Here is a 20,693-nt window from a genome sequence, read left to right as displayed (position 1 = left end):
CCGCGCGCCCCGCCCGCGCGCTACGGGGCCTCAGGAGGCGGACGGCTCGATCTCCCCGGCGAAGACGATGATCTGGTCGATGAGGCTCCGCCGCAGATGGACGACGTCCGTGCCCGCCAGGCGCGGGCCGCCGTCCGGCGTGGTGAAGACCCACTGGTAGCGGGCCCACTCGTCCGGCATGTCCACCGCCGAGCAGCGCACCATCGTGCCGGTCCCCGCCGGGTGGCGCCGGATGTCGAGCACGAACCGCTCGACCGCCTCGATGCCCTCACTGCGGCCCAGCGGCCCCCAGAAGACCACGTCCGAAGTGAGGGCCTGGGAGAGCAGATCGGTCACATAGGCGTCGGCCGAGGCGTTGAACGCGGAGATGAACGTGTCGATCGCGGACCGCGCGGTCTCTTCCTGCATGCACCAGTAATACCAGGCGCATCGCGGACCACGCTCGTCCGTGCTTGTCCGTGAGCCGACTGCCGGTCGCGCCGCGGTCGATGGACGAGTTCAGGCGGCCGCGGTGCGGGACTCCCGGCGATAGCCGCCGGGGGCCCGGCCGTACTCGCGCTTGAAGGCTTTGGCGAAGGCGTACTCCGAGCCGTAGCCCGTGCGGGCGGCGACCGTGGTGAGGGGGGCCTCGGACTCGCGCAGGAGGCGGGCCGCGGTTGTCATGCGCCAGCGCGTCAGATAGGCCATGGGCGGTTCGCCGACCAGCGTCGTGAAGCGGCGGGCGAAGGCCGCGCGGGACAGGCCCGCGCGGTGGGCCAGGGACTCGACGGTCCACTGCGCGGCCGGTTCCGCGTGGATCGCGGTGAGGGCCGGGGCCACCGCCGAGTCGCCGAGGGCGGCCGCCCAGCCCGTGGCGGTCGCCGGCGGCTGGTCCTCGAGCCAGGCCCGCAGGATGTACAGGAGCAGCGAGTCGATCAGCGCGGGCACGATGCCGGCCGACCCGATGCGGGGGTTCTCCAGCTCCGCGCCCAGGAGGTGGACGGCGGCGCTCAGTTCGGGGTGGCGGCCGTTCCCCGTGGAGAGGTGGACGATCTCGGGGAGCTGGTGCACCAGGGGGTGCGGACGGCCCTGGTCCAGGTGGTAGTTGCCGCACAGCAGGCTGGTGCGCGGGCCGTCGCCGCCGAGCGTCACCGTGCCGATCGGCGAGCCCGGGCTGAACTGGTCGGGCCGCTCGACCTCGGCCGGGGTGGACGGGTGGTCGGCGAGGACGTGACCGCGGCCGTCGCGCAGGAACACGACGTCGCCGGGGCTGAGGGCGAGGGGGCGGAGGTGGGGCGCGGCGTCCGTGACGTCCCCGGCCTTCGAGCCCCTCGCGTCCCCCGGGACCTGCGTGTCCCGCGCGTCCGTCGCGACCCCCGCGTCCTCCAACGGCACCAGCCAGCACGTCCCGTGCAGCACCACATGGAACCCGGCACCGGCGACGGAGGGGAGGCGCAGGCCCCACGGGGCACGCCCCTCGGTGCGCACGGAATTCGGCTGCCCCGTCCGCATCGAGCTCAGCGCCTCGGTGAGGATGTCCAACGCCCCGCCCCTTCGCACTCGTGTCAGATCCGGTCGTACGCCGTGCCTGATCCGGTCATGTGTCGTGCACGATTCAGCCGTACGTCGTGCACGATCCGGCCGTCCACGATACGACCCCCGCCGGGTCACGCGACCGTCAGGACGACCTTGCCCTGGGTCCGGCCCGTGGCGACGAGCTCATGGGCCCGGGCGGCGTCGGCGAGCTCGAACGTCTCGGTGACGTGCGGGCGGATGAGCCCGGCGTCGACGAGGCGGGCGATCTCTTCGAGCGACGCGTAGTCGGGCTCGACGGAGACCCCCGCGAAGCGGCGGCCCTCGGCCTCGACCCGCGCGGCCAGCTCCTGGTTCCAGTGCTCCATGATGCTCACCAGGGTCCCGCCCGGCTTCAGCACACTCAGCGAACGGACACCCTCGGAGCTGGAGTCGAAGACGACGTCGATGTCCTTGACGGCTTGTGTGAAGTCCGTGGTGCGGTAGTCGATGACCTCGTCCGCGCCCAGGCCGCGTACGAAGTCGTGCTTGGCGGCGCTCGCCAGCGCGATCACGTGCGCGCCGCGCGCCTTGGCTATCTGGACGGCGAAGTGCCCGACACCGCCCGCGGCACGGTGGATCAGGACCCGCCGGCCCTCGCCGACCCGGGCCGCGTCGACCAGGCCCTGCCACGCGGTGAGCGCGGCCAGGGGGAGCGCGGCGGCGTGCACGTGGTCGAGCGTGGCAGGCTTGCGGGCCACCTGGCGGGACGGGGCGGCGACGTACTCGGCGTATCCGGTGGCGGCGCGCGGGAAGAACGGCATGCCGAACACCTCGTCGCCCGGCTTGAACCGGGCACCGGGCCCCGCCTCCTCGACGACACCGGAGATGTCCCAGCCCACACCGAACGGCGGCTCACCGAGCAGCGGGTAGGCGCCGGACCTGACGGCCACGTCGACCGGGTTCACGCCGCTGGCGTGCACCCGGATCAGCACCTCGCCGCCGAGCGGGGCGGGCCGGTCGGTCTCGACGGTCTCCAGGACTTCCGGTCCGCCGAAGGACTTCTGGACGACAGCGCGCATGGTGGGTCTCCCTGCGGGATACGGGGGACAGGTCCCGCGGAGGTGCTCCGCGGCCCCTGCCCGGGGCGGTTGATGTGCTCAACTCTAGGAAGATCGAACGAGCCGCTGAATATCCTTCAGTCTCCAGAAGATGTCCCATCGTCTTGCATGTGGGGCGTGCGAGCCATCTCGGCCGTGCGAGGCCGTCGGCGTGGTCCTTCCGCCGTGCGGCGGAGGCGCATGGTTCGCAGGGGCGACGCGGCGGGGCTTCGCGGCGGCGAGGCTCGGGAGCGCGGGGCGTGTGGACGCCCTGGCCGCGTACGTATTCACGCCCCCGGAGGACGATGTGACGCTCCCCGTCGACGCCGCCGACAAGGTCGGCACCCCAGGCAAGGCCGACACCCCTGGCAACGTTGGCGCCCCTGGCAAGGCCGACACCCCCAGCCGGGTCGACGCCCCCGGCAAGGCGGCGGCCCCCAACCGCCGGACCCCACCCGTCCGTTCGCCGGGATCGCCCTGGTGGAGGCGCTGGCCCACCTGGGTGCCGCGTGCCGCCGCAGCCTCGCTCGTCGTCTGCGCCGCCGTCCAGGCGCTGTGGGCGGCGACCGGCACCGGCGTACCGCTGGCGGGGGAGCGCTACTACCCGCCCGCCCTGCTGCTCCTGACGGCCGTCCTCGCCCTCGTCGCCGCGGGGGTCGCCCTCGCCACGACGCGGGCGCTCGCCCGGCGCGGGCGGATCGCGGTCCGGGTGGCGTTCGTCGTGCTGATCCCCGCGCTCGGGTGGGGCATGCCGGGCCTGCCGGTGTCCTTCGTGACGATCGCCTCCGGCTCCGGCGTGGACAGCGTCACCGGTCTGGTGAACCTCGTCCTGACGACCGCTGGCGCCGCCCTGCTCACCCTGGTCGCCGTGGCGTACCGGCGGCGCCTGAGCGGCCGTTGCCCCCGGTGCGGGCAGCGGCACACCGGCGGGAGCGAGGGCCCTCTGGCCCACCCGGCCGCGTCCACCGCGTCGCGCCGGACGCGTGTGGCCGCGTACCTCCTGATGTGCGGACTGCTGCCGTGGGCCGGGGTGAAGACGATCTGGCTGTGCGGCGGCGACGCGATCAGCGTGCGCGGGGAAGCCTGGCAGGACGAGGTCGAATCCAAGGCGACCGGCGCCTCCAGGGCCCTGGCCTCGGTGGGCGTGGACGTCACCGTCCTGGGCGGGCTGCTCGGCATCTTCCTGCTCCTCGGGCTGCTCCACCGCTGGGGGCAGGTCTTCCCGCGCTGGACCCTGTTCCTCGCCGGGCGCCGCGTGCCGCGCCTGCTGCCGCTGATCCCGGCCTGGCTCACCGGGGCGGGACTCGCCCTGTACGGCACGCTGCTCACGATCGGGTCCGCGCTCATGGCGATCGGTGTCGTGCCGAAGCCGGAGCCGGACGGGGTGTTCACGACGGGTGCGGGCCTCGCCTGGATGGTGGCGTTCGGCGGTTTCGCGTTCGGCGGGCTCGGCTGGGGGCTGCTCATCGGCGCACGCTCGTACGCCGCCCGCACCCGGCCCCGCTGCATTCCGGCCGAATCGGACGCGACCGAGCCACGCCACCACGGCAGTTGACCACCCAGCGGCACGGCTCGGCTACCTTGTGCGAGTGAATCTTGTCGCCCGCGCAGACGTGCGGGCGCAGGCGTGAGCACATACGAGCACACATACGAGCACACATGCCGAGCTCACCTACGAGCCCATATGTGAGCGCATACGTGAACGCATACGTGAGGAGCCGCTGAGTGGACCACAGCCGTGTGATCCGGATTCGTACGACCCTGGCCGCGATGGGTGTGACCGCCGCCGTCCTGACCACCGTGGCGGCCGCCCCCGCCGCGACGGCATCCGCGGAGCCGGGGCCGTCGAAATCCACGAAGGCCTCGAAGGCCTCGAAGGCGTCGACGCCCCAGGCCGGCGCGTCCGCCTCGAACTCGGCGTCGAAGCCCGAGCCGTGCACCGGCGCGTTCCAGGACGACGCCCGGCTCGGCCCCCAGTGGCTGCCGAAGAAGTGGCAGCGCCCCGTCGGGCCGCTCCTGAAGGGCTGGAAGCGCACCGGAGGGCTCACGCCGTCCGCCTTCCTGAAGAAGTACTGGCAGGGCCCGGCGGACACCGGCAGCTGGAAGTACCCGCCGAACGACGGCTTCGCGACGGTCAACGGCCAGGTGGACAAGCACCCCGAGAAGCTGGACAAGGGCGAGCGCCTCGACCGCTTCGGCTCGGAGTTCGGCTCCTTCCTCGCGCCCGAGGGCGACTCCTACGCCAAGCGCGCGCTGCCCCCGCAGAACCTCAACACCCGCGACGCCGCGTACGCCTGCGACTATCGCGTGTACAAGGTCGCCAAGCCGTTCTCCGTCTGGCAGGGCGGCATCGCGCCCTGGTTCGAACAGCCCGGCGGCGGCCAGCAGATCAAGCTCGACCCGGTGTTCCTCGACCCGGGCGAGGGCCAGCGCCTGAACGTGAAGTGGCTGCTCGACCACGGCTACCTCACGCCGGCCGGCGCCTGACCTGACGGAGGGGAGTCCCGTGGACGCCCACGAACTGCGGTCCGCGCTGCGCGCTGCGGGCGTGGCCGACGGCTACTACTGGATCGAGGGTGTCCACGAACCGGCGCCCACGCCCCCGGACTTCGTGTACCTGCGCGGCGACGGGCAGGGGGCGTGGGAGGTCGGCACGTACGAACGGGGGCGGCACGAGCCGCTGGCGCGGGGCTTGGCCGAGGCGGAGGCGTGCGACCGGGTGCTGCGGCTGCTGACGTGACGTGGCGTCATGTGGCCGTGCGCGTCCCGAGGCCGGCTACAGCGGGAACGAGAGCAGCCGCACCGCACCGGCCGGCCACCGCGCCCCCTCGTGCAGGGGCGTCCACATGGTCCGCAGCGGCATGACCACGGGGCCGTCGGCCTGCTCGACGTGGACGTCCTGGTCGAGCGCCCGCCAGCCGAGCCGCTCGTAGAGGGCGACCAGCGGCGGACGGCAGAAGAGCAGCGCGTGCCGCGGCCCCATCGTCCGGGCGTGGTCCAGGGCCGCCGTCATGACGGTCCGCGCGAGCCCCCGCCCCCGCACATCCGGCGCGACCGCCACCCCGCCGACGCCCACCACCTCGGTGCGGATCTCGCCGATCGCTATGGGGACCCTCAGTAGTCCGGTGTGCGCCACGAGGCGGGCCTCCGCGCGGACGCCGAAGTGCTCCTCCTTCGGCAGCCAGGTCAGCCCCGTGTCCGCGACGCCGAAGGGGTCGGGGCCGTCGCCGAGGATCGCCTTCTGGTCGTCGGGCGTGTACTCGGCGAGCCGTACCGCCGTGAGTGGTGCTGAGACGTGATCAGTCATCCCGGAATGATCTCGCCCGGCGCGATCATGGACAACCGTCCGCTGGACAGCCCTTGCGGCCACTTGCAGTCATACGTGTACATAATTCCGCCCGGAAGCGTGACACCCCGGCGAGGACGTCCGGCGGAGCCCGCTTGATCACCACACTCGGGACTACGGCCTGCCCGGCACGCAGTCGAGGGCGGGCCGTGACCGTGTATCCGTTCGTCGGAGGTGAGCATGGCCGGATTCCTGGACCGGGCCAAGGAGCAGGCGCAGAGCGCGCTCCAGCAGGGCAAGCAGAAGGTGGACGAGGTCCAAGCGCAACGAGCGGGCAACGACCTGCTCAAGAAGCTGGGCGCGGCGTACTACGCCGAGAAGCGGGGCAGCGGCTCCGACCGGGCCACCCAGGACGCGCTGAGTGCCCTGGAGGCCCATATCGCCACGCACGGGGACGGGTTCCTGCGCGGCTGAGGCGGGGCTGAACACCGCCACGGGGGCGGCCGACCACTGCGACAGTGGTCGGCCGCCCCCGCGTGGTGTGCGCTTCAGCCGTTGAGCGGGATGAGGCCGCGCTCGTATGCCTTCACCAGGCGCTGCGGTACGAGGTGGGTGACGCCGTCGACCGTCACGGGGACCAACTGGGACGTGCTGGCTTTCCACTGGGCGCGGCGGTGACGCGTGTTGCTGCGGGACATCTTCCGCTTGGGAACGGCCATCAGGTCCTCCGGGGGTGGGTGGCGGGTGAAGGGGCAGGGAAGACGCTATATGAAAATGGATCCCATTAGCAAAAGCGGGTGTCACGCGGTGAGCGCCACGGCTGCCGCCCACGCGATGTACGCGGCGTTCACCAGGAGCCGCGCGATCACGCCCCACGGGCTGTTGAGCAGGCCGGAGCGCGTCCGCGTGTGGCAGGCGGCGTCGACGTGGGAGGCCTGGAAGGTCGTGAGCAGGGCAGTCGCCGCCCACCCGCCCGCCGTGCGGGTGCCGGGTGAGCAGAGGAGGACGGCGGTGGCCAGTTCCGCGAGGGCGCTGCCGGTGACGAAGATGGCGGGGTGCGGAAGCCAGGTGGGGACCAGGGAGCGGAAATAGGCGGGGAACGCGAAGTGCGCGACGGCTGTGGCGGCCAGGAAGAGTGCGAGGGCCAGGGCGGCGATGGTCGACATGCGCCGATGGTCGGGGCGCGGCCGTGTCGGCGTATTGAACAGAACGAGCGGGGCGGGACGGCGTTCGTCGCGGGGGACGGCATCACCGTCTTCGCCGAGCCGGGTGCGTACGCGGTGTCGGCGCACCGCCATCCGGTGTGGAAGGCCGTGCTGCCGCGGAGCGGCGAGGTGAGCGTGGACGGCGCGACCGGCGCGGCCGGCGCCGGGGTGCTCGTGCCACCGCAGTACGCGCACACCTGCGCCGCCTCGTCGGGCTTCGTTGCCGTCTTCCTCGACCCGTGGTGCGTACGGGCCGATCCCTCGGGGCCTACGTGGCTGGGTGCGCGGACGGCGCGGCGACTGCTCGACGCGCTGGGGCACGGTGGCCTGGGGGTGGACGTCGAGGCACTGCGCCGCGAACTCGCTGCCGCCGCCGGACCTCCGGCCACCGTCGATCCCCGTGTCGTATGTGCGGTGCGGGGGAGCGCGAGGGCGGCACGCCTGGACACACTCGCCGCGGACGTGGGGCTCTCCCCGGCACGGCTGCGGGCCCTCGTCCGGACGGAGGTGGGCATTCCGCTCGGCGCGCTGCGCCGGTGGCAGCGGCTGCGCACCGCTGTCGGCGCGCTCGTCGCCGACGGCGGAGCCATCGCGGCCGCGGCGTCCGACGCGGGCTTCGCGGACCAGGCGCATCTGACCCGCACGGTACGGACGCTGGCGGGCCGCACTCCCGGCTCGCTCCTGACGCGCTGAACCCGAGCTGCCGGACTTCGGGCGGCACTCTGCCCAGCCCGGCATGGATATGGGCGAGACGCTCCAGATTGCCCCTCATTCGCGACAGACCGAATCACGTCGACCTGCGCTCTCCGAAGGCGAACTCTGGTGGCCCGGGAGCGATTTCCGTCGCGGCGGTGACGGCCCGCACTGGGTCGGCCGACCCGGCGCGCTCGACACCCGGGCAAAGCCCCTGGGTCGTACGGAAGCCCCGTACGCGATCCATGAATCGAAACGAGGAGACGCATGCGCGCAGGCAAGAGATGGGCGGCAGTCACCGCTCTGGCCACGATGGCAGCTTCAGCCGGGCTGCTGTTCGGATCGTCCCCGGCCTCGGCCGACACCAACTGCTCGTCCGGCTATCACTGCGTGTTCTACCAGGGCCTCAACGACTCGGCCCGCCACTCGTACTTCAACAGTGACACCGACTTCCGCAACGACACCTTCAACCAGCTCACCGGCCGTGTGGGCGGCGGTCAGACCGTGCACAACAACGTGGTGTCCGCCAGCAACTCGAGCAACAGCGGGTACGAGAGCCACTTCTACACCGGGATCGGCGGCGACTGGGGCGGGTTCCTGTTCTGCGTCAACCCCGGCCACGAGGTCAACTACATCAACCCGACTCTTCGGGACAGGGCCAGCTCGCTCCAGGTGCGGAGCCAGACCAGCATCAACTGCTACTGAGTCAACGCCCCCCGGCACCACCGGTCATCGCAGCCTGACTACGGACCACGGAGAGAAGATCTGCCATGCCCCCGCTGAAAGTGGGCCGCGGGGCGGGTGTCACCGCTCTGGCGCTCGCCCTCCTCGTCCTCACCGGGACCCTTGTCTGGGCGCTGCACGACAGCGCGCCGCCGCCCGCCCGACAGTCCGGACAGCAGTCGGGACAGGAGTCGGGACAGCAGTCCGGTCCTGCGCCTGCCGTGCTGCGTTCCCGGCTCCCGCTGTATCCCCTGCTGCACACACCGACCGCCACCTCCCGCCGCGTCCACGAAGCCCAACAACGCCTGATCGCTCGCTGTATGGCCGAGCGGGGCTTCCGCTACGAGGCGCCTCCCGTCGGCGCCAAGGCCGCGGCAGACGCCGGCTCAGGACCGGCACAGTTCGGCATCGAGACCCTCAACCCACCGGGCTCCGCCGACCGGCCCGGCGTGCAGCGCGCGGAGCGACCCCGTGGAGAGGCATTCGGCCGGGCGCTCTACGGTGATCCGCAACGCAGGATCTCCGCCCGCAACAAGGAGATCAGTGTGAACCAGCCCGCCACGGGTTGCCTGGCCGACGCCCAGAAACGGCTTCTGGGCGAGGGCGGGCCGCGACGCGATCTCACCCTGCGGCTGCGGCTCGACCAGGGGGAGCGCGACGCGCTGCGCACGCTGGGAAAGGATTCCGCGTTCCGCGGAGCGACGGCTCGCTGGCGTTCCTGCATGCGGCACGCGGGGTTCAGCACCGCGAAAGACCCACAGCGGCTCGCAGCGACCCTGCGTCCCGACACCCCTCTCACCGAACAACCCGCGGCCCGCGCCGACGTCACCTGCAAGCACGCCACCGGCTACCTGAAGCGCGCGTACGACAGGCTCGCCCTGCTGCAGCAGCGCTGGCTCGACGCCAACCCGCAGCCTGCGGCCGCATGGCGCTCGCTGCGTCAGCGGGAGAGCGAGGCCGCTGCCAAGGTGCTGAAGGACGGGTGATGTGTGAGACGTTCACGGCCTCTGGTGTGCGGTGTTGAGGAGGGCGATGCCCAGCGCGGTGAGGCTGTGGAGGACCGCATTGTGGTGTCGGACGGTGCTGATGAGACCGGCTGCGCGCAGCGTGGTCGCGTGTTCACTGGCGCTCGGGGGCGTGACGCCCGTGAGCGCGGCGAGTTCCTTGGTGGAGCGGCCGGGGTGTTCGGCGATGGTGGCCAAGATGGTGGCCCGGGTGCGGCCCAGGAGTGCTGCCAGTGCGGTGTTGGTTGCGGACGGGCCTGACGGTGACGGTGGGGACGGTGCGATGAACAGGGGCGGTGTGTTCTGCGCGTGGTGATCGCTTCCGACGGGGAAGCTCATCACGGGTTGGGGCTCGGCTTCGGGGTCGATGGCGGGTCCCGCGACTCCGAAGACTGTGGGGACGAGCAGCAGTCCGCGCCCTTCGAGATGCAGGTCCTCGTCGTGTCCCGAGACCATGGCGACCTCCAGGAGGGGCGGGTTCCAGCGGACGCGCCGCGGGTTCAGGGAGGCCAACACCTCTTCTATGCCACCGGTCAGGGCTTGTCGCATCCGCAGATCCTGGTCGGCGGTGGTGGTGTGGGTGATCTGCTGCCAGCAGGGAGTCAGGAGAACGGCGCAGAGGTGCCGCAGGCTGTCGTGGACCTGCCGTAGTAGATCGGGGTCATCGGGCAGGTGCCGTGCCCACGGAGGGATGGGCTGCCACTGCGCTACGAGTTCCAGGTCCCGGCGGATCTGTGGCCGGGATGTGCGACGCACCTGTTCCAGTAGCTCTTGGGTGCTCCCGGCGCCGGTGGGGACCAGGAAGTCCGGTGCCCAGCCGTGGGGTGGGATGAGGTCGAGGACCATGCGGGCGGCGGAGTCCGGCCCCGTCAGGTCGTTGAGGGCCTGGCGCCTCCAGGCGTGAAAGTGCATCGGGAGTCGGCCCGGCCGGAGCATCCGCACCGCCGCACTCAGTTCCAGCAGGGGGTGTGGGGTCTGCGCCATACGCGTCCGCGCCAGGTCTTCCACCGTGAAATGGATGCGGTAGACCACGCTCTGCTCCCCCCGGACACCATAGTCTGGGGCGATCTTCCGGGAATGTCGCTGCTCGGGCCAGGGTGAATCAGGTCGCTCGTCGTACGCGTGGTGGAAAGAGCGGAAATACACGTGGAGGAAAGCCGAGTGCGGGCTCCGGAAGAGTGCGGGCTACGAACTCTTCCTCTGCACGCCCGCAGTAATTCCCCTAGTCAGGCATCACTGATGCCGGTGCTCATCAGGTGCCGGAGCGTACGGGCCGCGCTGATGACGGCTCAAGGATTGTGTGAGACAGCACAGGTCACCGTTTGACCCTCACGTCGCGTCAGGCTGCACGCTGTTCGCGACGAAAGGGCGAGCACCATGAGTTACACCGTCGGACAGGTCGCTGGCTTTGCCGGGGTCACCGTCCGTACCCTGCACCACTACGACCGGGCCGGGCTGCTCACGCCCAGCGAGCGCAGCTCCGGCGGCTACCGCCTCTACAGCGACGCGGACCTGGCCCGGCTCCAGCAGATCCTCTTCTACCGGGAACTCGGCTTCGCGCTCGACGAGATCGCCGAGATCCTCGCGGAGCCGGGGGCCGACGCGCTCGATCAGCTGCGGGCCCGGCGCGACGCGCTGCGTGGGCAGATCGCCAAGCTGGAGCGGCTCGTCGAGGTCGCCGAGCGCGCCATGGAGGTGCAGCGGACCGGCGTGCGGCTGAGCCCGCGCGAGCGGTTCGAGGTGTTCGGCGAGATCACGTTCGACCTGAGCTACGCCACCGAGGCCGAGCTCAAATGGCAGGACAGCGCGGGACACAAGGAGGCCATGGTCCGCGCGGCCGGGCACTCCAAGGAGGACTGGGCGCGCATCATGACCGAGGCCGCGGCCTGGCGGGAGGAAGTGCTCGCGGCCTTCGACGCCGACGAGCGCGCCGACGGGGACCGGGCGACCGCGCTCGCGGAGCGGCACCGGCAGCACATCGGACGCTGGTTCACCGACTGCCCGCCCGACATGCATCTGCGGATCGCCGACGACTTCGTGGCCGACGCGCGGGCGTTCGCCCTGGTCGTCCCGCCCTCGCAGCAGCGGCCCGGGCTCGCCCGGTATCTGTGGGAGGCCGTGCGTGCCAATGCCGCGGCACACGGGTGCGGTGAGACCGATGCCAGCGCAAAGGCTCACCCTAAACCTGAGGTTGAGAGTGGCGATCGGGTCGAGGGCGGAATGGCCCGTCCCTACACCGGAGGAACCCGATGAAGATCCTCATCACGGCGGCCGGTTCGTACGGCGACATCGCCCCGTACACCGGCCTCGGCGCCCACCTGCGAGCCGCGGGGCACGAGGTCGCGCTCGCCACCCACGACACTTTCGCGCCCCTCGTACGGAACGCAGGTCTGGGGTTCCGGGCACTGCCCGCCGAGCAGGGCGGTCGTGACTCCGCGACCGGGCGGCGTGCGCTGATGCGAACGGCGAGCGCCTTCGTACGCGACGTGGGCGCCGGAGTCGTCGAGGCCGCCGAGGACGGGGTGGAGCTCCTCGTCCTGTCCACGACCACGGCACCGCTCGGCTGGCAGCTGGCGGAGGCCCTGGACGTCCCCACGATCGGCGCCTACCTTCAGCCCGCGCATCCGACCCGGGACTTCGCGCCGGTGGTGAGCGGCGCGCGGTCGCTGGGCGGCCTGGGCAACCGCGTCGCGGGCCGCTTCGCGCTGCGCATGGTCGACCGCGTCTACGCCGACGCGATCCGGGACCTGCGCGCCCGCCTCGGCCTGCCCACCGCCACGCCCGCCGCCGTCCGGGCCCGACAGGAAGCGGCCGGGTGGCCGGTCCTGCACGGCTTCAGCGCGGCCGTCGTGCGGCGCCCCGCCGACTGGCGGCCCGGTCTCGACGTCGTCGGCAACTGGTGGCCGCACCACGCCGCCGACGAACGGCTGCCGCCGGCCGTCGAGGACTTCCTGGCCGCAGGAGACCCGCCGGTCTTCGTCGGCTTCGGCAGCATGGCCGCGGGCGAGGGCGAGCGCCTGAGCGAACTCGCCGTGGCCGCGCTGCGCCGGGCGGGTCTGCGTGGCGTCCTGCAGTCCGGCCGGGCGGGCCTCGACGCCTCGGGCGACGGGATCCTCACGGTCGGCGAAGTGCCGCACGCCCTGCTCTTCCCGCGCATGGCGGCCGTCGTGCACCACGCGGGCGCGGGCACCACGGCGGCGGGGCTGCGCGCCGGGGTGCCCGCCGTCCCCGTGCCGGTCACTGCCGACCAGCCTTTCTGGGCGGCCCGCCTGATCGCGCTCGGGGCCGCGCCCGCCGCCATCCCGTTCAAGGAGCTCACCGCGGCCCGCCTCGCCGACGCCCTCACCTGGGCGGTCCGCGAGCCGACGTACACCTCCGCAGCCGCGGCCGTCGCCCGCGCCATGGTGACGGAGGACGGCGCGGGGGAGGTGCTCAAGGCCGTGGAGCGGATCGGGTGAGCCGGAGAGCGGGGCGCGGTGGGGGCGGAAGGGACACGCACGTACGTCTGGAGCGGGGCGCAGCCGGAGGGGAGCTCCCTCGTAGCGGGCTCGGCCGGACGAGTCAGGGTCTGCCCGCAGGCGGCACCTCCTCCTCCCGCGGCACCGGCCCCGGCGGCGTCCCGTCGCCGAACGGGCGCCCGCCGAGCTCCTCGCGGTGATGCGGTGTCAGCCACCCGGAGAGGTCGGGGCCGAGCGGCACGATCGCGGTCGGGTTGATGCCCGTGTGGACCTGGTAGTAGTGCCGCTTGATGTGGTCGAAGTCGACCGTGTCGCCGAAGCCCGGCGTCTGGAACAGGTCGCGGGCGTACGCCCACAGCACCGGGTCCTCGGACAGCTTCCACCGGTTGCACTTGAAGTGGCCGTGGTACACCGCGTCGAAGCGCACCAGTGTCGTGAAGAGCCGGATGTCGGCCTCCGTGATGCTGTCGCCGACCAGATAGCGGCGGCCGGCGAGCCGCTGCGACGTCTCCTCCAGGCGCCGGAACACATCCCGGCACGCCTCCTCGTACGTCCGCTGGTCGGAGGCGAAGCCCGCTCGGTACACGCCGTTGTTGACGTCGCGGTAGATGCCCTCCATGACCGCGTCGAGTTCGTCGCGCAGCGGCTCGGGGTACAGGTCGGGCGCGCCGGGGCGGTGCAGGGCGGTCCACTCCGTGGCGAGGTCGAGGGTCAGCTGTTGGTAGTCGTTGGTGACCAGCTTGCCGCTCGGCACGTCCACGACGGCCGGGACGCTCACGCCGCCCGGATAGCCGGTCTCCCGCGCGTCGTACGCCTCACTGAGGAAGCGGATGCCGAGCACCGGGTCGCGGTCGTCCGGGTCGAGCGTGAAGCGCCAGCTGCGGTCGTCCTGGATCGGGTCGGTGATCGCGAGGGACAGCGCGCCTTCGAGGCCGAGCAGCCGCCGCGAGATGACGGCGCGGCTCGCCCAGGGGCAGGCGCGGTTCACCACCAGGCGGTATCTCCCCGCCTCCACCGGCCAGCCGTCCCGGCCGTCCGCCGTGATCCGGTCGGCGAAGTGACTCTTGGAGCGCTTGAACGGCTTCTTGCCGTACGCGGCGTTGCTCCGCGCGGTGTCCTGGGACCCCGCGTCAGCCGCCGTCCCCGAGCCCGGCACGGCGCTCTCGCCCGTCGCGCTCATCGAACGGCCTCCTGAGCCGCCTCGGCTTCCGCGGGTGCCGGTCCTTGCGCCGGAGCCGGGGGTGGCAACAAATAGATCCTGTCGAGCAGCTCGGCCTCGTTGCCCGCGAGTCCCGCGCGGCGCAGCGCCTCGTCGGCCTCGGCGATCGGGGCGGCGAGCAGCGCCATGGTCTGTGGTGTGACCGGGTCGGACAGGGCGGCGCGTGCGGTGTGCAGCAGCCGCAGGCAGGCCTGGGCGGCGGCCAGTTCGGGGTACGTCGTGCCGGTCATTCGGTTGGCTCCTTAGCCCGTGGTCAACAATGAGTGAAGGTGCAACCTCCACTCTTGCGCACGGGTCTGACAATTGCCCCTCAACCGGCCGCCATTCGTTCCGGGTTCAACCGGCCCGCCCCGTCCGGGCGCCGCGGTCAGCGGCCCCGGCGGGACAGCCGAAGGCGAAGCCCCTGCGGCATGACCGTCAGGCGCTCGACGACCCGCAGCCGGTAGCCGGGCTCGGCCAGCAGGTCGTAGCGGCGCAGCAGCAGCGCAAGCACCAGCGTCGCCTCGTGCAGCGCGAACTGGCGGCCGATGCACGCCCGCGCGCCGGTGCCGAACGGCTTGAAGACGTGCGGCGGCCGCGCCCGCACCGCGGCGGGGGCGAACCGGTCGGGGTCGAACACCTCAGGCCGCGGACCCCACGCCTCCGGATCCCGGTGCAGCAGCACCGCAAGGACGAACGCCCACGCGCCGCGCCGCATCGGATGCCTCCCGCCGAGCACCGTGTCCTGCCGCGCCTCACGCGCGAACCCCGGCGCGGTGGGCCACAGGCGCAGCGACTCGTCGAGCACGCGGCGCACGTACCGCAACTTCGCCACCTGCTCGTACGCGGGCGCCTCCGCGTCACCCCACACCTCGTCCACCTCCTCCCGCGCGCGGGCGAGGACGTCGGGGCGGCCGGCCAGATAGTGCAGCGCGAACGACAGGGCGCCGGAGGTCGTCTCGTGCCCCGCCACGAGGAACGTGATGACCTGGCGCCGGATGTTCTCCGCGGACAGGCGCTCACCGGTGTCCGGATGGGCGACGTCCAGCATCCGGTCGAGGAGGTCGCCGCGCGCTCCCGAGGCGTCCGCCGCACGCCGGGCGGCGACGACCTCGTCGACGGTCCGGTTGAGGTACGCCGTGTGGACGGCGTTGCGCCGCTCGGCACCGCGCAGCAGCAGGGGTGCCAGCGCGGGCGGCACCACGTTGCGGCGCTGCGCGTGGCTGAGAGTGCCGACCATGGCGGTCACGAAGGGGTGCGGCCGGGAGCGCGCGAAGGAGCTGAAGTCGTACCCGAACCCGGTGCGGGCGATGGTCTCCAGGGTCAGCTTCGTCATGTCGCCGGGCACGTCCACGGCCCGCCCCGCCGCCTCCTGGGCGTCCCAGTGCGCCATGAGCTGCCGGGCGACGTCGAGCATCAGCGGGTGGTAGCCCGCCATCGCCTCGCGGCTGAAGCCGGGCGCGAGGATGTCGTGCGCGAGCTGCCAGTTGGGTTCGTGGTTGTACGCCGTGAACAGGCCGTCGCCCGCCAGGGGCCGCAGATTGGCGATGCCGAGACCCACGTGCTTGGCGAACCGCGCCTCGTCGGCCAGCTCGGCCGCGAGCCGCGCGCCGCCCACGAAGACGACCTCCCTGCCGAAGGCCTTGCGCCGGAAGATCGGGCCCAGCCGCGCCCCGAAGCGCATCGAGTCCTGTACGGGCGTGCGCAGGTTGACGCCGAGGACGTCACCGGCGAGCGGGACGCGGCGCGGCGGGTGGGGGATGCGGTGCAGCTGGGGCCAGCCCAGCTCCGCGCCCCGGAAGCCCTTGGGCAAGGTCCCGGCACCGTCCGGTTGCCGCGTCAACTGCGCCATGTCCGCCATCTCCCTTGCGTACAGGGCCCGTTGGGCCTTCTTATACGTGGATTCAATAGGCGCCGCCAGTCTGGTCCCGCTGTTGAACCGACGTCAAGTAAGGCGACCGAAGTCCAGTAAAGTGCTCGCATGGCCGCGAACCCGCACGAGCGCACGCGCCGCAGACTGAGCACCGAGGAGCGCAAGGAACAACTCCTCACCGTGGGATCGCGGCTCTTCGCGCAGAACCCCTACGACGAGGTGTGGATCGAACAGGTCGCCGAGATCGCGGGCGTCTCACGCGGGCTCCTGTACCACTACTTCCCGACCAAGGGCCACTTCTTCGCCGCCGTCGTCAAGCGCGAGAGCCAGCACATGCTCCGCCTGACCGCGGCCGTGCCCGGACTGCCGGTGCGCGCACAGCTCGGCGCGGGCCTCGACGCCTTCCTGGGCTACGTCGAGACCCATGCCGAGGGCTTCCGCGCCTTCCACCGCGGGGAGGCCGCCGGTGACCCGGTGGTCCGCGCGGTGTACCGCGAGGCGCTCGCCGGTCAGGAGCGGCAGCTCCTCGCGGCCCTCGCCACCGACCCCGAGACCGCACACCTCAGCGACGACCTGCCCGCGCTGCGCCTCGCCGTGCGCGGCTGGCTCGCGTTCATGGTCGCCGTCTGCCTGGAGTGGCTCGCGGAGCCGGAGCTGAGCCGCGCTCAGGTCCGCGATCTGTGCGCGCGGGCGCTGCTCGGGGCGATCCTGCCTTAGGGCCTGCCCGACGAGCCATCGCTTCGGCCCGTCAGCCGAGCCCTGGTCCGTCGGCCAAAGCCCCGGTCCGTCGGACAAGCCCTGGCTCGTCGGGCAGGCCCCCGGTCTCAGGCGGCCATCGCAAGGGTCGTGGGCCGGGTCGTGAAGGTGCCGCGCGCGGGCGGTATCACGCGCCCGTCGGGCAGCAGTTCACCGGTGTCGTCGAAGACGATCGTGCCGTTGCACAGCAGGCTCCACCCCTGTTCGGGGTGGGCACTGACGACCAGGGCGGCGTCGCGGTCGGGTCCCTCGGCGGACGGGCACGGCGGCTGGTGGGCACACATGGGACACCTCCGGGTGAGGGTCGCGCCCGGCGCGGCCCGGTCTGCTCGGCTTCCTCGGACTCCTGGGGGCTCTTCAGCCTCTTCGGAGTCTTCGGCGTGCTCGGGGTCTGCGGATGTCGTCTGCGGTGGTTCCCTGGAAGGTGCCGGGTCCAACGGCCCCTCCTAGTACCTCTTATGACTCCGCGGAGCCCGCCGACTCATCGCTCCGGGGGCTCATGAAGGCGGACCGATTCACGCCGGAAGGAACCCGGCCTCGAAGTGCTCCGCCAGTGCGCGCCGCGCGCCCCCGCTGTCGTCGGCCAGGCGCTCGGCGGCCCACAGGAAGAAGTCGTCGGCGACCGTGTCGATCCAGTGGTACGCCGGGTCGAAGGGGCCGGGATCCGGCGCCGGGTACCGCAGTTCGAGCTCCGGACCACGCACTCCGAAGACGGTGAAAAGACGGTGCCCGTCCGCTTCGGAGGCCTGCCGGACGGACACGGTGGAGCAGTCCCACCGCCGCGGCCCGTGCTGCAGCCAGAGGACCCCGCTGTCGGGTCCTTCGGCGTACAGGGCGGCTGCGACGACCGGTTCGCCCTCTCCGGGAGAGGCGGTGAACAGGTGCACGAAGCCGTGACAGCGGCCGGACGCGGGTTCCAGGAGTCCGGTCTCGGGGGCGAGGGACCACACCCGGCCGTGCTGGTCGTAGTCCTGCAGCACCACCGCGGGCGGAGAGGCGTCGGGCATCCCTGGGGGCGCCAGCGGGCCCCGCGGGCTGCCGTACTTCTTCATGGTGCGGGCCTCCCGTTCCCTCACGGCTCGGGCGGCATGCCGGCCCGCGTGATGTCCTCGGCCTCATCCTCCCCGCGGTCGAGCGGTTGGTGGTAGCGGATACGGATCTCCTGCGCCTCCGTCCGCTTCTCGGGGGTCGTCCGCCGGGCTGCGGGGATCCTTGCCGCCCTCGCCGCGCCCGGACACCGTGAGGGCCAGGAAGCCCATGGCCGCGAGGACTTCGAACCCGGCGGCGACGAGCAGGGCCCCGGGCAGGGACCACGTGGCGAGGGGGCCGCCGAGGCCCGCGCCGATCGCGTACCCGGTGATCTTGAGGCTGGCGCCGGTGGTGAAGATCTGGCCGCGCAGCCGCTCCGGCGCCTCGCGGTGCCGTACCGCGAACAGCGCGGTGAGCTGTGGTCCCGTACCGGCCCCCGCGATCACCATCGCGACGAACAGGGGGATCGGCGCGGTGGTCGCGGCGAGGGCGAGGGCGACCGTGAGCAGGAGGGTGCTTGCGAGCACGGTCGCGTCGGGGCGCAGCAGGTCCGGGCGCCGTGCCAGGAGGGCGTTCGCGGTGAGGGACGCGGCGGCGAGGGCGGTCAGCAGGAAGGTGCCGGAGGTCGACGAGCCGAACGCCGCGTCGCCGAGGAGCGGGCTGCACGTCACGAGCATGCCGACGCCGACGTACGACAGGACGGAGGTGAGGGTCGCGCGGGCCAGGCGGCGGGCGCGCGCGATGGCGGCGAAACCGGCGACCAGGTCGGCGGCCACCGAACTCCGTTCGCGCTCGCGGGTCGCCGCCGGATTCCGCGGCAGCGTCCAGGCCACCGGCAGCGCGAGGACGATCAGCGCGACGGACGCCACGACCCCGGCGCGGGCCCCGGCCGCGAGCGCGACCAGGCCCGCGAGGACGGGGCCCGTGAGGCTCGCGACGTTGTAGGTCAGGGCGTCCAGGGCGTTGGCGCGCGGCAGCCCCTCGGACCCGGCCACACGCGGGAGTTGGGAGGTCCAGCCACCGGCAAGGGCGGGGCCGAGGAGACCGCCGACGACGGCCGTCGCGAGGACGGCGGGGAAGGGGAGGCGGCCGAGGCTCACCAGGAGGACGACGAGCACGGCGGAGTAGACGCCGAGCGCGCCCGCGAGGAGCCGCCCCGGACGCGCCGACCGGTCGAGCAGCGCCCCGAAGACGGGACCGCCCACAGCCGCGGAGACCGTGATCCCCGACAGCAGCGCCGACGCGGTGGACGCGGACCCCGTGACCGCCAGACCCACCAGGAGCAGAGCGGGGCCTGACATCTCGTCACCGGTCCGCGCGGCGGCGGCCCCGCCGAGATAGCACGCCATCCCGTAACGCTTCACCATGGGCAGCACGTTACACGGTAACGGCGAGGGTGGGCATGGGCGTTACACTCGTCGGCGTGGAACCCACCAAGGACGACTGGTCGAGCCGTCACTCCGTACTGCGGACCGCACAGCGCGCCGCGGACCTCGTCAACGTCCTCACGGACCCCGGCGCGCGGACGGTCGGACCGGAGGCGGTCGAAGCGGTCCTGCACGAGTTCGGCGAGAGCGGTCCGCTGGAGGTGTCGGCGGCGGACGTGGCCGAGATGGCGGAGGCGGCCGTGTCCCTGCGCGAGGTCTTCACCGCCCCCGACGTCGACGCGGCGGCGGTCCGCCTGAACCGGCTGCTGGCCGAGGGCTGCGGCCCGGTCCGGCTCACCGCGCACGGCGGCGGCACGCCCTGGCACGTCCACCTCGACAGCGACGACTCGGCGCCCTGGGCGGAGTGGTTCCTTGCGTCGTCCTGCATGGCGCTCACGGTGCTCGTGTGGGACCGTCAGCGCCCTCCCGGCGGCCTGTGCGCGTCACCGAGCTGCGCGAACGTGTACGTCACCGGCGGCAGCGGCGCGGCCCGCCGGTACTGCTCGCGCCGGTGCGCGACGCGGGAGCGGGTGGCGTCCCACCGGCGGGCCAAGGAGGCCGGTCAGGGGACGAGGGCAGAACGCTCGGGGCCGTGAGACGCGTTCGGGCCGGCCGGTCGTGCCGGCCCGCCCGAACACGTCCCTCACGGCGGCGTCGGATCACTTGACGGCGCTGGATGCCTTCCAGCCCACACGGCGCAGGCGGAGCTCCAGCTGGCAGCCGCCGGAGCGCCCGTCGGCGTCGATGCTCACGGTCACGGGGTTGCCCGCGGACGCCGTGCGGTACTGGCCGCGCGGGAGCGCCCCGGGGCACTGTCCTGCGTCGCCGTCGGCCCAGTACTGCACGTCGAGGGCCACGTCGTTGCGTCCGGCCAGGGTGAGCGTGAGGTTGCACCAGCCGGGACGGCCGTCGGTGTCGACCCGGATGTTGGGGCCGAGGGCCTGGAACTGGGTGATGGGCAGCGCGTAGGTGCCCTGGTTGCCGCACTGGCCCCCGTCGCCCCCGGGGGAGGGTGCCCAGGAGTACGTGGCGGACAGGCCCGACAGCACGTTGGACTGGTCGTAGATGCCGAGCGACAACTGACAGCCGCCCGGCCGGTTGTCCGTGTCGAAGCGGATCGGCGTGGTCCAGTCCGGTGCGGCCTTCCACTGTTGCTGCGGCCCGGCGCACTGGCCCGCGTCGCCGTCGGGGTAGTACTGGATGCCCATTTCCGGCGGGGCCTGCTCGCTGCCGGCCGAGGCGCCGGCCGAGCCTGCCACCAGCATGACGCCGGCTCCCAGGGCGCAGGCCAGCGCCTTCATTCTTGTGCGGGGCGTCGGCTTCCTCATCTGGCACTCCCATGGCTGGTCGGGTGATGGGGGTGGCGCCTGGTGCTTCGGCGGCCGTCAGCCGCCACGGCAGGGCGCGGCGGCTGACGGCGGCATGATGTGAAGTTGGTGTGACCAAAGCG

The 20,693-nt window shown here is 72.6% G+C and carries 25 protein-coding genes; 11 read left to right on the top strand and 14 right to left on the bottom strand.

The genetic code is table 11. From position 1 onward, the window contains the following. Positions 1-30: 30 nt before the first annotated feature. The 3 genes from ACFWZ5_RS07275 to ACFWZ5_RS07265 all read right to left on the bottom strand — a co-directional run bounded on the left by ACFWZ5_RS07275 (position 31) and on the right by ACFWZ5_RS07265 (position 2,573). Positions 31-408, bottom strand: coding sequence for a nuclear transport factor 2 family protein (locus ACFWZ5_RS07275; protein WP_384788399.1), 378 nt, complete (start codon positions 406-408; stop codon positions 31-33). A 90-nt stretch (positions 409-498) separates the two neighbouring features. Beyond that, positions 499-1,521, bottom strand: a complete 1,023-nt coding sequence (locus tag ACFWZ5_RS07270) for an AraC family transcriptional regulator (RefSeq protein ID WP_384788402.1) — start codon at positions 1,519-1,521, stop codon at positions 499-501. 125 nt (positions 1,522-1,646) lie between these two features. Beyond that, complete coding sequence (locus tag ACFWZ5_RS07265) at positions 1,647-2,573, bottom strand: NADP-dependent oxidoreductase (RefSeq protein WP_384788405.1); 927 nt, start codon at positions 2,571-2,573, stop codon at positions 1,647-1,649. Between the two features lie 280 nt (positions 2,574-2,853). On the opposite strand from ACFWZ5_RS07265, the gene ACFWZ5_RS07260 reads away from it, so the two are divergent. From ACFWZ5_RS07260 to ACFWZ5_RS07250, 3 genes are all read left to right on the top strand, one after another. Beyond that, positions 2,854-4,146, top strand: a complete 1,293-nt coding sequence (locus ACFWZ5_RS07260; RefSeq protein ID WP_384788408.1) for a hypothetical protein — start codon at positions 2,854-2,856, stop codon at positions 4,144-4,146. 185 nt (positions 4,147-4,331) lie between these two features. Next, on the top strand, positions 4,332-5,078 hold the full coding sequence (locus ACFWZ5_RS07255) for a TNT domain-containing protein (RefSeq protein ID WP_384788428.1): 747 nt from the start codon (positions 4,332-4,334) through the stop codon (positions 5,076-5,078). Between the two features lie 19 nt (positions 5,079-5,097). Beyond that, a complete protein-coding gene (locus tag ACFWZ5_RS07250; protein ID WP_384788411.1) occupies positions 5,098-5,331 on the top strand; it encodes a hypothetical protein in 234 nt (77 codons plus the stop codon). A gap of 36 nt (positions 5,332-5,367) precedes the next feature. Here the strand turns inward: ACFWZ5_RS07250 and ACFWZ5_RS07245 are convergent, their stop codons facing one another. Next, on the bottom strand, positions 5,368-5,898 hold the full coding sequence (locus tag ACFWZ5_RS07245) for a GNAT family N-acetyltransferase (RefSeq protein WP_384788415.1): 531 nt from the start codon (positions 5,896-5,898) through the stop codon (positions 5,368-5,370). A gap of 219 nt (positions 5,899-6,117) precedes the next feature. Here ACFWZ5_RS07245 and ACFWZ5_RS07240 point away from each other — a divergent pair, with 219 nt between their 5' ends. Continuing rightward, a complete protein-coding gene (locus ACFWZ5_RS07240) occupies positions 6,118-6,351 on the top strand; it encodes a hypothetical protein (RefSeq protein ID WP_384788418.1) in 234 nt (77 codons plus the stop codon). 74 nt (positions 6,352-6,425) lie between these two features. Here the strand turns inward: ACFWZ5_RS07240 and rpmF are convergent, their stop codons facing one another. Beyond that, positions 6,426-6,596 carry a 50S ribosomal protein L32 gene (gene rpmF, locus ACFWZ5_RS07235; protein WP_384800559.1) on the bottom strand — a complete coding sequence of 57 codons (171 nt, stop codon included), beginning with the start codon at positions 6,594-6,596 and terminating at the stop codon, positions 6,426-6,428. 81 nt (positions 6,597-6,677) lie between these two features. Then, positions 6,678-7,043, bottom strand: a complete 366-nt coding sequence (locus ACFWZ5_RS07230; RefSeq protein ID WP_384800556.1) for a hypothetical protein — start codon at positions 7,041-7,043, stop codon at positions 6,678-6,680. Between the two features lie 6 nt (positions 7,044-7,049). Here ACFWZ5_RS07230 and ACFWZ5_RS07225 point away from each other — a divergent pair, with 6 nt between their 5' ends. The 3 genes from ACFWZ5_RS07225 to ACFWZ5_RS07215 all read left to right on the top strand — a co-directional run bounded on the left by ACFWZ5_RS07225 (position 7,050) and on the right by ACFWZ5_RS07215 (position 9,484). Continuing rightward, positions 7,050-7,775 carry a helix-turn-helix domain-containing protein gene (locus tag ACFWZ5_RS07225; RefSeq protein ID WP_384800553.1) on the top strand — a complete coding sequence of 242 codons (726 nt, stop codon included), beginning with the start codon at positions 7,050-7,052 and terminating at the stop codon, positions 7,773-7,775. A gap of 267 nt (positions 7,776-8,042) precedes the next feature. Continuing rightward, entirely contained in the window at positions 8,043-8,480 is a 438-nt protein-coding gene (locus ACFWZ5_RS07220; RefSeq protein WP_384800550.1) for a hypothetical protein, read from the top strand. 65 nt (positions 8,481-8,545) lie between these two features. Beyond that, the gene (locus tag ACFWZ5_RS07215) at positions 8,546-9,484 is read left to right on the top strand and encodes a hypothetical protein (RefSeq protein WP_384800547.1); all 939 of its coding nucleotides are present in this window, start codon (positions 8,546-8,548) and stop codon (positions 9,482-9,484) included. Between the two features lie 12 nt (positions 9,485-9,496). Here ACFWZ5_RS07215 and ACFWZ5_RS07210 read toward each other — a convergent pair whose 3' ends face one another. After that, entirely contained in the window at positions 9,497-10,534 is a 1,038-nt protein-coding gene (locus tag ACFWZ5_RS07210; RefSeq protein WP_384800544.1) for a winged helix-turn-helix domain-containing protein, read from the bottom strand. Between the two features lie 345 nt (positions 10,535-10,879). Here ACFWZ5_RS07210 and ACFWZ5_RS07205 point away from each other — a divergent pair, with 345 nt between their 5' ends. Together ACFWZ5_RS07205 and ACFWZ5_RS07200 are read left to right on the top strand one after the other, a co-directional pair. Beyond that, positions 10,880-11,755, top strand: coding sequence for a MerR family transcriptional regulator (locus ACFWZ5_RS07205; protein WP_384800541.1), 876 nt, complete (start codon positions 10,880-10,882; stop codon positions 11,753-11,755). Continuing rightward, entirely contained in the window at positions 11,752-12,960 is a 1,209-nt protein-coding gene (locus ACFWZ5_RS07200; RefSeq protein WP_384800538.1) for a glycosyltransferase, read from the top strand. Before ACFWZ5_RS07205 ends, ACFWZ5_RS07200 begins: the two co-directional genes overlap by 4 nt. 103 nt (positions 12,961-13,063) lie before the next feature. On the opposite strand, the gene ACFWZ5_RS07195 is transcribed toward ACFWZ5_RS07200, so the two are convergent. The 3 genes from ACFWZ5_RS07195 to ACFWZ5_RS07185 all read right to left on the bottom strand — a co-directional run bounded on the left by ACFWZ5_RS07195 (position 13,064) and on the right by ACFWZ5_RS07185 (position 16,010). Next, complete coding sequence (locus tag ACFWZ5_RS07195) at positions 13,064-14,140, bottom strand: glutathione S-transferase family protein (RefSeq protein ID WP_384800535.1); 1,077 nt, start codon at positions 14,138-14,140, stop codon at positions 13,064-13,066. Continuing rightward, positions 14,137-14,409, bottom strand: a complete 273-nt coding sequence (locus ACFWZ5_RS07190; protein ID WP_384800532.1) for a hypothetical protein — start codon at positions 14,407-14,409, stop codon at positions 14,137-14,139. The genes ACFWZ5_RS07195 and ACFWZ5_RS07190 overlap by 4 nt, the downstream gene beginning before the upstream one ends. A 137-nt stretch (positions 14,410-14,546) precedes the next feature. Further along, complete coding sequence (locus tag ACFWZ5_RS07185; RefSeq protein WP_384800529.1) at positions 14,547-16,010, bottom strand: cytochrome P450; 1,464 nt, start codon at positions 16,008-16,010, stop codon at positions 14,547-14,549. A 129-nt stretch (positions 16,011-16,139) separates the two neighbouring features. On the opposite strand from ACFWZ5_RS07185, the gene ACFWZ5_RS07180 reads away from it, so the two are divergent. Then, positions 16,140-16,748, top strand: coding sequence for a TetR/AcrR family transcriptional regulator (locus ACFWZ5_RS07180; protein ID WP_384800526.1), 609 nt, complete (start codon positions 16,140-16,142; stop codon positions 16,746-16,748). A gap of 107 nt (positions 16,749-16,855) precedes the next feature. On the opposite strand, the gene ACFWZ5_RS07175 is transcribed toward ACFWZ5_RS07180, so the two are convergent. The 3 genes from ACFWZ5_RS07175 to ACFWZ5_RS07165 form a co-directional block, all read right to left on the bottom strand. Beyond that, positions 16,856-17,071, bottom strand: a complete 216-nt coding sequence (locus ACFWZ5_RS07175) for a DUF5999 family protein (RefSeq protein ID WP_384800523.1) — start codon at positions 17,069-17,071, stop codon at positions 16,856-16,858. Positions 17,072-17,302: 231 nt separating this feature from the next. Further along, complete coding sequence (locus ACFWZ5_RS07170; RefSeq protein WP_384890503.1) at positions 17,303-17,863, bottom strand: hypothetical protein; 561 nt, start codon at positions 17,861-17,863, stop codon at positions 17,303-17,305. Positions 17,864-17,902: 39 nt separating this feature from the next. Next, positions 17,903-19,183, bottom strand: a complete 1,281-nt coding sequence (locus ACFWZ5_RS07165; RefSeq protein ID WP_384800517.1) for an MFS transporter — start codon at positions 19,181-19,183, stop codon at positions 17,903-17,905. A gap of 35 nt (positions 19,184-19,218) precedes the next feature. Here ACFWZ5_RS07165 and ACFWZ5_RS07160 point away from each other — a divergent pair, with 35 nt between their 5' ends. Then, positions 19,219-19,839 (top strand): CGNR zinc finger domain-containing protein, encoded by a 621-nt coding sequence (locus ACFWZ5_RS07160; protein ID WP_384800514.1) that lies wholly within the window; start codon positions 19,219-19,221, stop codon positions 19,837-19,839. A 63-nt stretch (positions 19,840-19,902) separates the two neighbouring features. Here ACFWZ5_RS07160 and ACFWZ5_RS07155 read toward each other — a convergent pair whose 3' ends face one another. Further along, positions 19,903-20,571 carry a hypothetical protein gene (locus ACFWZ5_RS07155; protein ID WP_384800511.1) on the bottom strand — a complete coding sequence of 223 codons (669 nt, stop codon included), beginning with the start codon at positions 20,569-20,571 and terminating at the stop codon, positions 19,903-19,905. Between the last annotated feature and the right edge of the window lie 122 nt (positions 20,572-20,693).

It is taken from the genome of Streptomyces sp. NPDC059003 (genome assembly GCF_042740445.1).
Classification (GTDB): Bacteria; Actinomycetota; Actinomycetes; order Streptomycetales; family Streptomycetaceae; genus Streptomyces.
The sequence above is the reverse complement of the archived record's forward strand: the minus strand, read 5'-3'. Positions and strand labels throughout refer to the sequence as shown.